Origin of the sequence: Flavobacterium algoritolerans (assembly GCF_030010385.1) — a bacterium.
GTDB lineage: Bacteria > Bacteroidota > Bacteroidia > Flavobacteriales > Flavobacteriaceae > Flavobacterium > Flavobacterium algoritolerans.
Window position 1 is genome coordinate 247637 of sequence record NZ_JASCRZ010000004.1, and the last position, 12706, is coordinate 260342.

The window sequence follows — 12706 nt, forward strand, 5'->3', positions numbered from 1 at the left end:
TAAACAGCAGTTATCTTAAGCTAAATGGTATTGTTAAGCCCGATAACTGCTTTTACCTTTTTTATAAAACACAATAGCAAGATTTCAAATTACCGAAGTCAAAACTACTTTTAGCATCAAATTTATAATGGAAAAAAGAAAAATTGAAATAATGGATACGACGCTCCGTGACGGGGAACAAACCTCGGGAGTATCCTTTTCTGCTGCAGAAAAACTAACCATTGCACAATTATTGTTGGAAGAATTAAATATTGATAGAATTGAAATTGCTTCGGCACGTGTTAGCGAAGGAGAGTTTCAAGGTGTAAAAGGGATTATGACTTGGGCTAACGAAAAAAATTACTCCAATAGAATCGAAGTTTTAACCTTTGTCGATGGCGGACTTTCCATAGATTGGATGAAAAAAACCGGAGCTAAAGTCCAGAATTTATTGACCAAAGGATCTCTTAACCATTTAACACATCAGTTAAAAAAAACACCAGAACAGCATTTTACAGAAATTGCTGAAACCATTGCTTTGGCTACAGAAAATAATATTGAGACCAATGTATATTTAGAAGACTGGAGTAACGGAATGCGCAATTCGCCTGAATATGTGTTTCAATATTTAGATTTTTTGACCAAACAACCCATCAAAAGAGTTTTATTACCAGACACTTTAGGCGTTTTAATTCCTTCTGAAACTTTTGAATTTATTTCGAAAATTATAGCAAGATACCCTGAAACTCATTTTGATTTTCATGCACACAACGACTACGATTTAAGCATCGCAAATGTAATGGAAGCTGTAAAAGCTGGTATTCAAGGACTCCACGTAACCGTAAATGGGATGGGAGAACGCGCTGGAAATGCACCGCTTGAAAGTACTGTTGCTGTAATCAATGACTTTTTTCCACAAATAGCAATTAGTGTAAAAGAATCATCATTATACTCAGTAAGTAAATTAGTAGAGACTTTTACCGGGTATAGAATTCCTGCCAACAAGCCTATCGTTGGCGACAATGTATTTACACAAACTGCTGGTATTCACGCCGATGGTGACAATAAAAACAACTTATATTTTAATGATTTACTTCCAGAACGCTTTGGAAGAAAACGAAAATACGCCTTAGGAAAAACATCCGGAAAAGCTAATATTGAAAAAAACCTTCAGGAATTAGGCCTACAATTAAACCCTGAGGATCTAAAGTTAGTTACCCAAAGGATTATCGAATTAGGCGACAAAAAAGAAACGGTTACCAAAGAAGATTTACCTTATATCATCTCTGATGTATTAGACAGTCAAACTTATCAAGAAAAAATTGTTGTTGAATCCTATATATTATCTCATGCAAAAGGCATGCGTCCATCGACCACTTTATCTTTAAAAATAGACGGAGAAATAATTGAAGAACACGCGCAAGGTGATGGACAATTTGATGCTTTCATGAATGCATTGGCAAAAATATATAAGAGCAAAAATTTAGAATTGCCCAAGTTGATTGATTATGCTGTACGAATTCCTCCAGGAAGTAGTTCTGACGCCTTATGCGAAACCATAATTACCTGGACAAATAATGAAAAAGAATTTAAAACAAGAGGTTTAGATTCAGACCAAACAGTTGCCGCAATTATAGCAACCCAGAAAATGTTGAATGTGGTTGCAGCCCAATAATAAATAGAAATACATTAATATAAAATAGACCTAATGAAATTTAACATAGCCCTTTTAGCCGGAGACGGAATTGGACCAGAAGTAATCAATGAAGCTGTAAAAGTTTCGGATGCTATTGCAAAAAAATTCAACCATGAAATTACTTGGACACCTGCACTTACAGGAGCTTGTGCCATTGACGCCGTTGGAGTTCCTTATCCGGACGAAACGCATGAAATTTGCATGGCTGCTGATGCTGTTTTATTCGGAGCCATTGGACATCCAAAATATGATAATGACCCAAGTGCGCCTGTGAGACCCGAACAAGGTTTATTATTGATGCGTAAAAAATTGGGTTTATTTGCCAATGTACGTCCAACCTTTACATTCCCATCTTTGATTGATAATTCTCCTTTGAAAAGAGAACGCATCGAAGGAACTGACTTAATTTTCTTAAGAGAACTTACCGGAGGAATTTATTTTGGAGAAAAAGGAAGAAAAGACGATGGAGAAACCGCTTTTGACACCTGCACTTACACCAGAGCAGAAGTACAGCGTTTGGCAAAAAAAGGTTTTGAACTTGCTATGACCCGAACTAAAAAACTATGTTGTGTGGACAAAGCTAATGTAATGGAAACTTCAAGATTGTGGAGAGAAACCGTACAAGCCATGGAAAAAGACTATCCTGAAGTAACTGTGAGCTATGAATTTGTTGATGCAGTTGCGATGCGTTTAGTACAATGGCCAAACTCTTATGATGTCTTAATTACTGAAAACTTATTTGGAGATATATTAACAGACGAAGCTTCTGTAATTTCTGGCTCTATGGGATTAATGCCATCAGCATCTGTAGGAGAGCATACCTCTTTGTATGAACCTATTCATGGTTCTTATCCTCAGGCTACAGGATTAAATATTGCTAATCCATTAGCGACAGTATTATCTGCAGCGATGATGTTTGAAGATGCTTTTGGATTAAAAGAAGAAGCAGAAGCTATTAGAACGGTAGTTAACAAATCATTAGAACAAGGAATCGTAACAGAGGATTTAGCTTCTAAAGACTCAAAAGCATACAAAACCAGTGAGGTTGGTGACTGGTTAGTTGCTAATCTATAAATTCTTAAAGTTTTTTGTTTAAAAATTGAGTAATAGCTAAGATTACAACCTAAAAAACAACACTCATTTTAGCTTTTACTCAGCTTTAAACAGAATAATAAATAACAAAAAAGGTGTCAATAAAATTGACACCTTTTTTTATAGCTAGAAAAAAATATTAATATCCTCCTCTGTTTCCACCACCACGGTTATCTCCACCACGGCTGTTTCCACCACCATAACCACCGCGTGAATCTCCACCACGACTGTTATTGTTAAAACTTCTTCTTTCACCTTCTGGTTTAGGCTCAGATTTGTTTACTACAATTGCACGTCCTTGAACAGTAGCACCATTCAATTCATCAATTGCTTTTTGAGCTTCGTCATCATTTGGCATCTCAACAAAACCAAATCCTTTACTTCTTCCAGTAAATTTATCAGTAATAATTTTAACTGAATCAACTGCTCCATAAGCCTCGAAAGACTCTCTTAAATCTGCTTCCTCAATACTGAATGGAAGACTTCCAACAAAAATATTCATATGTACTTATTTAAATAATAGAACAAATGTACTCTAATTTTTTTCTAATCTACTATATATTAGCTTATTTATGTTTTTATTTTAATTTCAAAAAAATTAAAACGAAAATTCTAAAGCAAATAATTAAAAGTGTTAGGAAAAACTAATCCCTCGTAGATTACTGACTCAGAGAACGAACTACAGGAACTTTATAAAAAACTCCGTGCTGAAAATTAACAAGTGGGCTGGCTAACGAGTTGCTATTTGCATTTTCGGCATTAAACTTAAAAGTACCAGTGATGGTATTATTAATAGCGTCATATTCGGTTATCACAATTTGCCCTTCTCCTATCCCAAAACCGGTAGAAAAAGTAACCAACCCATTGGTAGCATCAGTGAAAGTATAAATTGCCTTTTTAGACTCACTGGTTCCTAAAAAATAAGTTTGAGCAGTAGTAGAAGTAGTTTTTAAAGATAGTGTTTCATTTGCTGTAAAGGATTCTATAAGCAACGATCCATCAGTCGCTAGTGTTGCTCTAGATTGTACGCCTCGCCAAAACACATTATCCTTCATGCCTTGTAGTGAAGGATTATTAAAACTAATATCTTCTTCACAAGAGATTAAAGAAAAAAGTACAACAATAAATAAAAAATATTTTTTCATAAAATGCATCTTTTAGAACAACAAAAGTATGACATTAGACCTAAAAAAAAGTGAAATTGGACTAAAAATAAAAACAATAGCTACACCTAAAACATTACTATTCATTAAAATACCAATCGAATTAGTATTTATCGAGAAAAAATGTATCTTTGCACCCTTAATTAATCGAGGTCGAGTACCTCAAAATTTAATCACAAGATTATGTCAGTAAAAATTAGATTACAAAGACACGGTAAAAAACAAAAACCTTTTTACTGGGTTGTAGCAGCAGATGCTCGCTCAAAAAGAGATGGTAAATACTTAGAGAAAATCGGTACTTACAATCCAAACACTAACCCAGCAACTATCGAGTTAAACCTTGATAGCGCAGTAAAATGGTTGCACAATGGTGCTCAACCTACTGATACTGCTAAAGCAATTCTTTCTTACAAAGGTGCTTTATTGAAACACCACCTTGATGGAGGTATCCGTAAAGGAGCTTTAACTCAAGAACAAGCTGATGCAAAATTAGCTGCTTGGTTAGAAGCTAAAGCTGGAAAAGTTGATGCTAAAAAAGAAGGTTTGACTAAAGCTCAAGCTGCTGATAGAGCAAAAGCTTTCAAAGCAGAACAAGAAGTTAACGCAAAACGTTTAGCTGCCGCTGCACAAGCAGAAGCTGATGCTATTGCTGCTGCAACTCCTGCTGTTGAAGAAGAAGTTGCTGAAGTTGAAACTGAAGAAGCTCCAGCTGCAGAAGAAAATAACGAAACAACTGAAGCATAATTTTAGAAGGCGAAGATGCGTAAAGAAGATTGTTTCTACTTAGGTAAAATCGCTAAAAAATTTAGTTTCAAAGGGGAAGTTCTTGCCTATTTAGACACGGACGAACCTGAGTTATACGAAAACTTGGAATCAGTGTTTGTTGAATGCAACAAACACTTGGTTCCTTTTTTTATTGAAAGCAGTTCACTACACAAAAACGACTTCCTTAGAATTCGTTTTGAAGACATGAATACCGAAGAAGATGCCGATGCTGTCATAGGCAACGATTTATATCTTCCCTTAAATATGTTGCCAAAACTTACTGGCAATAAATTCTACTTCCATGAAGTAATTGGTTTTGAAGTTGAAGACAAGCGCCTTGGCGTTGTTGGAAAAATTGAATCCATAAATGACACTACTGCCCAACCCCTTTTTGAAGTTTTAAACGGCGATGTTGAAATCCTTATTCCAATGATTGACCATTTCCTTGTGAAAATTGACAGGGAAAACAAAAAGGTCATCATGGACTTGCCTGAAGGATTAATCGAAATGTATCTTTAGAAAAGTTTAATCGGTTATTTGTTTATTCGGTTAATCGAAAAAATCGTTACTCTAAATCAAAGTGTTCAGTTGCTAAAATCTGCAATGCTTCGCCAGTTCGCTATCGCTGGGTCAAAAATCGTTAATCATTAATCTGAAATCTCCATGTCCGAATTCCACTTTAAACAATTCTCAATCCAACAAGATCGTTGTGCCATGAAAATTGGAACCGACGGCGTTTTACTTGGCGCTTGGACACCTATTAAAAACAACCCATTTAGCATTTTAGATATTGGGGCCGGAACAGGTATAATCGCTTTAATGCTTGCACAAAGAAGCAACGCGGAACAAATTGATGCTTTAGAAATCGACGAAGAAGCCTACGAACAATCCGTAGATAATTTTGAAAATTCCCCTTGGAGTGATCGCCTATTTTGTTTTCATGCTGGTTTGGATGAATTTGTAGAAGAACCAGAAGACGAGTATGATTTAATTGTTTCCAATCCTCCATTCTACACCGACGATTATAAATCTGAAAACGAACAACGCGATTTAGCACGTTTTGCGGACGCAATGCCTTTTGAAGATTTAATCGAAGCGGCCGCTTTACTACTTTCTGAAAACGGTGTTTTCTCCGTCATAATTCCCTTTAAAGAAGAAGAAAACTTCTTGGCTTTAGCCGCAGCATACGAATTATATCCTTTGAAAATCACTCATGTAAAAGGAACTCCAACTACCGAAATCAAGCGCAGTTTATTGGCTTTTAGCCGAAAAGAAACTATTGATTTTACAGTTGACGAATTAATTATCGAAACTTCAAGACATATTTATACTCCAGAATATATTGGACTAACAAAGGCATTTTACCAAAAGATGTAATTATTATAAAAGTGAACAATTAAAGATTGTAAATATAACTAACACCAAAATGCAAACTACTTTTTAATTATTTTAGCAATCAATTCTAAGGAGCTCTTATCTCCAGCACCCACAAATTTAATTTCACCTCTTTTATCTAGCAATACGACTGTAGGATATGCTGTTATATTTAGTTGCTCTATAAAACTATTTCTACTATTTAATTTCATAAATGCTTGTTGCCATTTGACATTATTATTTTTTACATATTTTAAAACTTTTTCATTCGATGTATCCAAAGCGACACCAAGAATACTTAGTTTTTTTTCGTTTATATCATAAAACTCTTTGATTTGCGGATTAAATTTTAAGCAAGGTCCACACCAAGTGCCCCAAAATTCTAAAAGCAAAAAATCTTTATCTTTTAAAACATCTTTTAGAATAAAATTACTGTTGTCTAAATCTTTAAAGGAATGGTCTAGTGGTATTTTATTCTCAATTGTAAATCGTTTGATAGACCCTTTTTTGATTGGATTTAGATACAACGAATCCATTTGTAACTTTCTTTTAATGGTATAATTTGAATTATTAATTCTAATAGTATCATTGAATGAATATTTATACAGATCATTAAAAACAAAATCTTTTGAAAAATTAGTGTTTTTATCTTTAACATAGAATTGACTTCTACCATAAAAATCAGAAAAATAAAACTCATAACCATCTACTTCCCCTACCCATGCATCTACATATTTGACAAAAGATAAATAAGGAACATCCTCCTTACTTATCTTTTGAGATATTACGTTTCCTTTATCAGGTACTAAAACAAACTTTCTTTCAAAATTTTTAATTTGATTATTTTCAAAATACTCAAATTTATAAACTGAAGGTGAATAATTAATAACCAAAGTCTTGTCAGAATTTTGATTTACTTCATACTCATATTTGATATCATCACTAAAATCCTTATTTTTATTGGTATCTGCAATTAGGATTTGCTTATTTTTTCTAAAACCTATTAGCACAACTAATTCTTGATCAATTTTCTTTTGCGATAAGGTTAGCGTATCTATTTTTAATTTCGTGAGGTACGCAAGTGCTCTTTTCTTATCGATTTTGTTATCCTTGTAAGTATCGTAAACATATTGCGCATAATCAATTGCAATAAAATGAAATTTTAAAGAATCTAATTGCGGAATACCTCTAAAATTATCAGCATAAGATAAAGGTCTTAAATCCAATTCAAGATAGTTTAAATTAAAAGTGTTGGCATCCCTAGTTAAATTCAATTGGATTTTTTTCGTTTGAGCAATTGAGATTTGTGTTAAAATGCCGAATAAAAGTATTGTAATTAACTTTAAGGTAATATTCAAAATTTAGAGAGAATTTTTTAGCGAATGAAATAATTAGGTTTAATCCTATAAACATAAGCAAATTTAGAATAAACTATAGAATTTAACCTCAACAAATACCTATAATTTTACAATAATAATAGAATTGCTACCAAACAATAAGGACTTATTCATTGATTCAAGTCTTAAAATTTCATGCTTCCTGTTTAATCAAACATTTAATTGTACTTTAGACACTCATTTTCAGTACAAAATCTACAAGATTTAAAAAATTATAACAATTGTTAGTGCTTTTGTTATATTTCTTTATGTAAATTTGTAGCTATAAAAAGTACTAAACTATGAGACCAGACTTATTTCAATCACCAGATTATTATAACTTAGACGATTTACTTACCGAAGAACACAAATTAGTTCGTGACTCCGCACGTGCATGGGTAAAAAAAGAAGTATCTCCTATTATAGAAGAATATACTCAAAAAGCAGAATTTCCAAAACAAATCATTAAAGGTTTAGGTGAAATTGGTGGTTTTGGACCTTACATTCCAGAAGAATATGGTGGTGCAGGTTTAGACCAGATTTCATACGGTTTAATTATGCAGGAAATTGAACGCGGTGATTCTGGTGTTCGTTCCACTTCATCTGTACAATCTTCTTTAGTGATGTATCCAATTTGGAAATATGGGAATGAAGAACAACGCCAAAAATACTTGCCTAAGTTAGCTACAGGAGAATACATGGGATGTTTTGGACTAACGGAACCAAACTACGGTTCAGATCCAGGAAGCATGATAACCAACTTTAAAGATATGGGCGATCATTATCTATTAAATGGTGCCAAAATGTGGATTTCAAATGCACCATTTGCTGATATTGCAATTGTTTGGGCAAAAAATGAAGAAGGAAGAATTCACGGTTTAATAGTAGAGCGCGGAATGGAGGGTTTTTCTACTCCAGAAACACACAACAAATGGTCCCTTCGTGCTTCATCAACCGGAGAGTTAATTTTTGATAATGTCAAAGTACCAAAAGAAAATTTATTGCCAAATAAATCTGGATTAGGAGCGCCACTTGGCTGTCTTGATTCAGCGCGTTACGGAATTGCTTGGGGTGCTATTGGTGCTGCCATGGACTGTTATGATACGGCACTGCGCTACGCAAAAGAAAGAATCCAGTTTGACAAACCTATTGCAGGAACTCAATTACAACAAAAGAAATTAGCCGAAATGATTACTGAAATCACCAAAGCACAATTATTGACTTGGAGATTAGGTGTTTTGAGAAATGAAGGAAGAGCTACAACAGCTCAAATCTCAATGGCTAAAAGAAATAATGTGGATATGGCAATCCATATTGCTCGTGAAGCCAGACAAATGCTAGGCGGAATGGGAATTACAGGAGAGTATTCTATCATGCGACACATAATGAATCTTGAATCTGTGATTACTTATGAAGGAACCCATGACATTCATTTGTTAATTACCGGAATGGATATCACTGGAATTCCGGCTTTTAAATAGTAATAAACAACTATTAAAGTATTTATAAAATTGATAGAAAAAGCTTCTTGGAAACGAGAAGCTTTTTTATATTTACATAAAAATACCACTTATGAATATTGAAACAATCAACAATAGCATTCAGCCCCAAAAAGAACTATTGTTACAACATTCTTTATATAAAAAAGTAAAAACAATTGAGGACTTACAGTGTTTTCTAGAAAATCACGTGTATGCAGTTTGGGATTTCATGTCTTTATTAAAAGCATTACAATCTAAATTAACGTGTACAACAACTCCTTGGTTCGCCACTGAAAATCCTGAAACTAGGTATTTGATAAACGAAATAGTCCTTGCCGAAGAATCAGATTTGACAATTGACGGTCGTCGCCAAAGTCATTATGAAATGTATATTGAAGCGATGGAAGCCTGTGGAGCAAATACTTCTGGAATCGAACATTTTTTATCCGAAGTAAATTCGCTTAAAAACATATTTGTCGCCATCAAAAAAAGCAATTTACACCCTAATATTAAAGCCTTCTTAGACTTTACTTTCAGAGTTATTGACGAAGGAAAATCTCATGAAATAGCTGCTGCTTTTACCTTTGGAAGAGAAGATTTAATCCCAAGTATGTTTACCGCTATTTTGAAAAACTTTCAAGAAAATTTCCCGCAAACTGATTTGAGCAAACTCATTTATTATTTCGAAAGACATATCGAGTTAGATGCTGATGATCACGGTCCAATGGCAATGAAAATGATAACAGAACTTTGTGGAACGGATGCTCAAAAATGGTCTGATGTAGAAGAAATTTCCATTTTAGCCTTAGAGAAACGCATCGGACTTTGGGATGCTATCGAAGAAACAATTATGATGAATGTTGAATTGGCATAAAACCAATACTTTCAAATAAACGTAACTATTATTTAGAAATGAATTCTATCAAATTTCAAAATAATGAAAAAACAATTCCAAGTAATAGTTGCGTTCTTTTCACTGCTTTTTATTGCGAGTTGCAGCACTGAAAGTCCAATTCCCGAAACAACTCTTACACCAGTAATTACAGCTCCACAAACACAGGCCAAATCCTATAATTATTTAGCTATTGGAGACAGTTACACCATTGGACAGAGTGTTTGTGAAACGTGTAGATTCCCCGCACAATTATCAAAAAGCTTAGGCAATTTAAATTCGAACAATACCTATTCTTTAAAAATTATTGCACAAACCGGTTGGACTACCACCAACTTAATTTCGGCTATAAATACTCAGAATCCAACTTCTAATAATGATTTAGTCACACTGTTAATCGGTGTAAATAATCAATATCAAAATAAGCCTTTTTCGTTATATGAAAAAGAATTTCCTGAATTAGTAAACAAGGCTATTGCTCTTGCTAAAGGGGATAAAACGAATGTAATTGTGGTTTCTATTCCAGATTATGCTTATACTCCTTTTGGTCAAGCATCAGGAAACCAAGCAATAATTTCTACAGCAATAGATCAGTATAATACTTTTGCAAAAAAATACTGCGATGACAATACGATCTTATTTATAAATATAACTGACATCACTAGACAAGGTTTGATCAATAAAAACCTAGTAGCTCCAGACGGATTACATCCTTCGGAATTAGCGTATTCTTTATTTGTAGAACGAATTTTACCAAAAGCGACTACTATTTTGCAAAACTAAAAAATGCATCTTGTTTTAGAAACGAGATGCATTTTTTTAATTTTCCGGAGCCAGCTCCAGTTCTAATCCTTCGAGGCTTTCGGTGATTGGTATTTGACAGCCCAAACGACTGTTTGATTTTACGTAAAATGCTTCTGAAAGCATCGCTTCTTCATCATCACCCATTTCCGGTAAAGGCACATCATTAAGAACATAACATTGACAAGAAGCACACATGGCCATTCCGCCACAAGTTCCTTCTACAGGAAGCTCATAGGCTTTACATAATTCCATGATGTTCATGGCCATATCCGTAGGAGCCTGTAATTCATGCACTACTCCTTCTCTATCTTTAATTTTTATTAATACATCCATTTTTTTAAATTTGGAATTGGTTTGTTAATCAATTGTATACTTTTGGAATGGGAATTGTTTGTGCGTGAGGGATAATAGCCAGCTACCGAAGTAGCGCGGATAGCCCGACGCTTTTAAGAAAAAAGGCAACTACCCATTATATCGAGTAGCCTTTTTTCTTAAAAGGGTCACGCCCAAAAATATTATAGAATATTTACAACAGTTTCTATTTGTGGTGCAAATTTTTTGATGGTGGTTTCCACGCCGGCTCTCAATGTCATTTGGTTTACACTGCAACTGGTACATGCTCCTTCGAGACGTACTTTTACATGTTTGTCGTCTTCGATAGAAATCAGTGTGATATCACCGCCGTCAGAATTCAAAAAAGGTCTGATTTCTTCGAGTGCTTTTTGAACTTCTACTAATAATTCTTCTGTTGTCATTTTCTTTATTTAAAGATTGAAAGATTAGAAAATTGAAAGATTAAAAATCATTTCAACCATACTAACTTCTATTTTTTTACTGCGGAACAACCGGCCATAGTTGTAATTTTAACAGCCTCAGTCGCAGGTAAATTTTCGTTTCTACTTACTACTTCCTGTACTACGTTTCTAGTGATTTCTTCGAAAACAGTTTCGATTACTGAACCTGTTTGCATCGCAGCCGGACGACCGTAATCTCCTGCTTCACGAATAGATTGCACAATTGGCACTTCGCCAAGGAATGGTACGCCTAAGTCTTCTGAAAGATTTCTGGCACCTTCTTTTCCAAAGATATAGTATTTATTTTCAGGTAATTCTTCCGGTGTGAAGTACGCCATGTTTTCAATAATTCCTAAAACAGGAACATTTATTGCTTCAGACATGAACATCGAAACTCCTTTTTTAGCATCGGCCAAAGCTACTGCTTGTGGAGTACTTACTATTACAACACCCGTAATTGGCAATGATTGCACGATTGAAAGGTGAATATCTCCTGTTCCCGGTGGCAAATCGACTAACATGAAATCCAATTCTCCCCAGTCTGCATCAAATATCATTTGGTTCAACGCTTTAGAAGCCATTGGTCCTCTCCAAATTACCGCTTGACTTGGTGCTGTGAAAAATCCAATTGAAAGAATTTTTACTTCATAACTTTCAACCGGTTTCATTTTTGATTTCCCATCAACTGTTACAGAGATTGGTTTTTCATTTTCTACGTCAAACATGATTGGCATGGATGGTCCGTAAATATCGGCATCCAGAATTCCTACCGAAAAACCCATTTTTGCTAATGATACCGCTAGATTTGCAGTAACTGTAGATTTTCCTACTCCACCTTTACCAGAAGCAACTCCGATAATATTTTTTATTCCTGGAATTGATTTTCCTTTGATTTCTGGTTTGTCCGGAACCTCAACTTTACTATTGATTTTGATTTTTGCATCCGGAGATACTAATTCAAGAATTGTTTTTTTTATATCGTCTTCTGCACGTTTTTTAATGTGCATCGCCGGTGTGTGCAATACTAAATCCACTACAACCTCATCACCAAAAGTAATCACATTTGCTATTGCACCACTTTCAACCATATTTTTCCCTTCTCCAGCTATAGTAATCGTTTCTAAAGCTTTAAGAATGTCTTTTCTATCTAATTTCATTTTTAGTTTACTGTTTTCTATTGGCATTTTAGCGCCAGAACATTATCTTTATTTAAACTGATTTCAGATTACAAAGATACTATGAAAAGTTCTTATTATAAAGAATTTGTATTGCATTTATTGATGAAGAAAT

At 34.2% G+C, this 12706-nt stretch carries 14 protein-coding genes; 8 read left to right on the plus strand and 6 right to left on the minus strand.

From position 1 onward, the window contains the following. Positions 1 to 127 precede the first annotated feature (127 nt). Both QLS65_RS10850 and leuB read left to right on the plus strand, forming a co-directional pair. Entirely contained in the window at positions 128 to 1654 is a 1527-nt protein-coding gene (locus QLS65_RS10850; RefSeq protein ID WP_282713555.1) for an alpha-isopropylmalate synthase regulatory domain-containing protein, read from the plus strand. 33 nt (positions 1655 to 1687) lie between these two features. Next, positions 1688 to 2749 (plus strand): 3-isopropylmalate dehydrogenase, encoded by a 1062-nt coding sequence (gene leuB, locus QLS65_RS10855; protein ID WP_282713556.1) that lies wholly within the window; start codon positions 1688 to 1690, stop codon positions 2747 to 2749. Between the two features lie 157 nt (positions 2750 to 2906). Here the strand turns inward: leuB and QLS65_RS10860 are convergent, their stop codons facing one another. Together QLS65_RS10860 and QLS65_RS10865 are read right to left on the minus strand one after the other, a co-directional pair. After that, entirely contained in the window at positions 2907 to 3269 is a 363-nt protein-coding gene (locus tag QLS65_RS10860; RefSeq protein WP_099713722.1) for an RNA-binding regulator, read from the minus strand. A gap of 157 nt (positions 3270 to 3426) precedes the next feature. Next, positions 3427 to 3912 carry a DUF6252 domain-containing protein gene (locus QLS65_RS10865; RefSeq protein WP_282713557.1) on the minus strand — a complete coding sequence of 162 codons (486 nt, stop codon included), beginning with the start codon at positions 3910 to 3912 and terminating at the stop codon, positions 3427 to 3429. Between the two features lie 201 nt (positions 3913 to 4113). Here QLS65_RS10865 and QLS65_RS10870 point away from each other — a divergent pair, with 201 nt between their 5' ends. The 3 genes from QLS65_RS10870 to QLS65_RS10880 all read left to right on the plus strand — a co-directional run bounded on the left by QLS65_RS10870 (position 4114) and on the right by QLS65_RS10880 (position 6072). Next, positions 4114 to 4674, plus strand: coding sequence for a 30S ribosomal protein S16 (locus QLS65_RS10870; protein WP_282713558.1), 561 nt, complete (start codon positions 4114 to 4116; stop codon positions 4672 to 4674). A gap of 15 nt (positions 4675 to 4689) precedes the next feature. Then, complete coding sequence (rimM, locus tag QLS65_RS10875) at positions 4690 to 5214, plus strand: ribosome maturation factor RimM (RefSeq protein ID WP_282713559.1); 525 nt, start codon at positions 4690 to 4692, stop codon at positions 5212 to 5214. A gap of 144 nt (positions 5215 to 5358) precedes the next feature. Next, the gene (locus QLS65_RS10880; protein ID WP_282717597.1) at positions 5359 to 6072 is read left to right on the plus strand and encodes a tRNA1(Val) (adenine(37)-N6)-methyltransferase; all 714 of its coding nucleotides are present in this window, start codon (positions 5359 to 5361) and stop codon (positions 6070 to 6072) included. 56 nt (positions 6073 to 6128) lie between these two features. On the opposite strand, the gene QLS65_RS10885 is transcribed toward QLS65_RS10880, so the two are convergent. Next, positions 6129 to 7427 carry a TlpA family protein disulfide reductase gene (locus QLS65_RS10885; protein ID WP_282713561.1) on the minus strand — a complete coding sequence of 433 codons (1299 nt, stop codon included), beginning with the start codon at positions 7425 to 7427 and terminating at the stop codon, positions 6129 to 6131. Positions 7428 to 7747: 320 nt separating this feature from the next. On the opposite strand from QLS65_RS10885, the gene QLS65_RS10890 reads away from it, so the two are divergent. The 3 genes from QLS65_RS10890 to QLS65_RS10900 all read left to right on the plus strand — a co-directional run bounded on the left by QLS65_RS10890 (position 7748) and on the right by QLS65_RS10900 (position 10601). After that, positions 7748 to 8926: an acyl-CoA dehydrogenase family protein gene (locus QLS65_RS10890; protein WP_282717602.1), complete on the plus strand. Its 1179-nt coding sequence runs from the start codon at positions 7748 to 7750 to the stop codon at positions 8924 to 8926. Between the two features lie 91 nt (positions 8927 to 9017). Next, complete coding sequence (locus tag QLS65_RS10895; RefSeq protein ID WP_099713729.1) at positions 9018 to 9800, plus strand: DUF3050 domain-containing protein; 783 nt, start codon at positions 9018 to 9020, stop codon at positions 9798 to 9800. A 63-nt stretch (positions 9801 to 9863) separates the two neighbouring features. Continuing rightward, entirely contained in the window at positions 9864 to 10601 is a 738-nt protein-coding gene (locus QLS65_RS10900; RefSeq protein WP_282713564.1) for an SGNH/GDSL hydrolase family protein, read from the plus strand. 36 nt (positions 10602 to 10637) lie between these two features. On the opposite strand, the gene QLS65_RS10905 is transcribed toward QLS65_RS10900, so the two are convergent. From QLS65_RS10905 to QLS65_RS10915, 3 genes are all read right to left on the minus strand, one after another. After that, positions 10638 to 10955, minus strand: coding sequence for a 2Fe-2S iron-sulfur cluster-binding family protein (locus QLS65_RS10905; protein ID WP_073205174.1), 318 nt, complete (start codon positions 10953 to 10955; stop codon positions 10638 to 10640). 182 nt (positions 10956 to 11137) lie between these two features. After that, positions 11138 to 11377: a NifU family protein gene (locus QLS65_RS10910; RefSeq protein ID WP_091172742.1), complete on the minus strand. Its 240-nt coding sequence runs from the start codon at positions 11375 to 11377 to the stop codon at positions 11138 to 11140. Positions 11378 to 11445: 68 nt separating this feature from the next. Continuing rightward, positions 11446 to 12573, minus strand: coding sequence for an Mrp/NBP35 family ATP-binding protein (locus QLS65_RS10915; protein ID WP_282717610.1), 1128 nt, complete (start codon positions 12571 to 12573; stop codon positions 11446 to 11448). Between the last annotated feature and the right edge of the window lie 133 nt (positions 12574 to 12706).

What these genes read in the sequence shown, in the direction of transcription:
- QLS65_RS10895 (WP_099713729.1), top strand. Translation starts at nt 9,018, where the DNA reads ATGAATATTGAAACAATCAACAATAGCATTCAGCCCCAAAAAGAACTA.
- rimM (WP_282713559.1), top strand. Translation starts at nt 4,690, where the DNA reads ATGCGTAAAGAAGATTGTTTCTACTTAGGTAAAATCGCTAAAAAATTT.
- leuB (WP_282713556.1), top strand. Translation starts at nt 1,688, where the DNA reads ATGAAATTTAACATAGCCCTTTTAGCCGGAGACGGAATTGGACCAGAA.
- QLS65_RS10850 (WP_282713555.1), top strand. Translation starts at nt 128, where the DNA reads ATGGAAAAAAGAAAAATTGAAATAATGGATACGACGCTCCGTGACGGG.
- QLS65_RS10890 (WP_282717602.1), top strand. Translation starts at nt 7,748, where the DNA reads ATGAGACCAGACTTATTTCAATCACCAGATTATTATAACTTAGACGAT.
- QLS65_RS10910 (WP_091172742.1), bottom strand. Translation starts at nt 11,377, where the DNA reads ATGACAACAGAAGAATTATTAGTAGAAGTTCAAAAAGCACTCGAAGAA.
- QLS65_RS10880 (WP_282717597.1), top strand. Translation starts at nt 5,359, where the DNA reads ATGTCCGAATTCCACTTTAAACAATTCTCAATCCAACAAGATCGTTGT.
- QLS65_RS10900 (WP_282713564.1), top strand. Translation starts at nt 9,864, where the DNA reads ATGAAAAAACAATTCCAAGTAATAGTTGCGTTCTTTTCACTGCTTTTT.
- QLS65_RS10905 (WP_073205174.1), bottom strand. Translation starts at nt 10,955, where the DNA reads ATGGATGTATTAATAAAAATTAAAGATAGAGAAGGAGTAGTGCATGAA.
- QLS65_RS10870 (WP_282713558.1), top strand. Translation starts at nt 4,114, where the DNA reads ATGTCAGTAAAAATTAGATTACAAAGACACGGTAAAAAACAAAAACCT.
- QLS65_RS10860 (WP_099713722.1), bottom strand. Translation starts at nt 3,269, where the DNA reads ATGAATATTTTTGTTGGAAGTCTTCCATTCAGTATTGAGGAAGCAGAT.
- QLS65_RS10865 (WP_282713557.1), bottom strand. Translation starts at nt 3,912, where the DNA reads ATGAAAAAATATTTTTTATTTATTGTTGTACTTTTTTCTTTAATCTCT.
- QLS65_RS10915 (WP_282717610.1), bottom strand. Translation starts at nt 12,573, where the DNA reads ATGAAATTAGATAGAAAAGACATTCTTAAAGCTTTAGAAACGATTACT.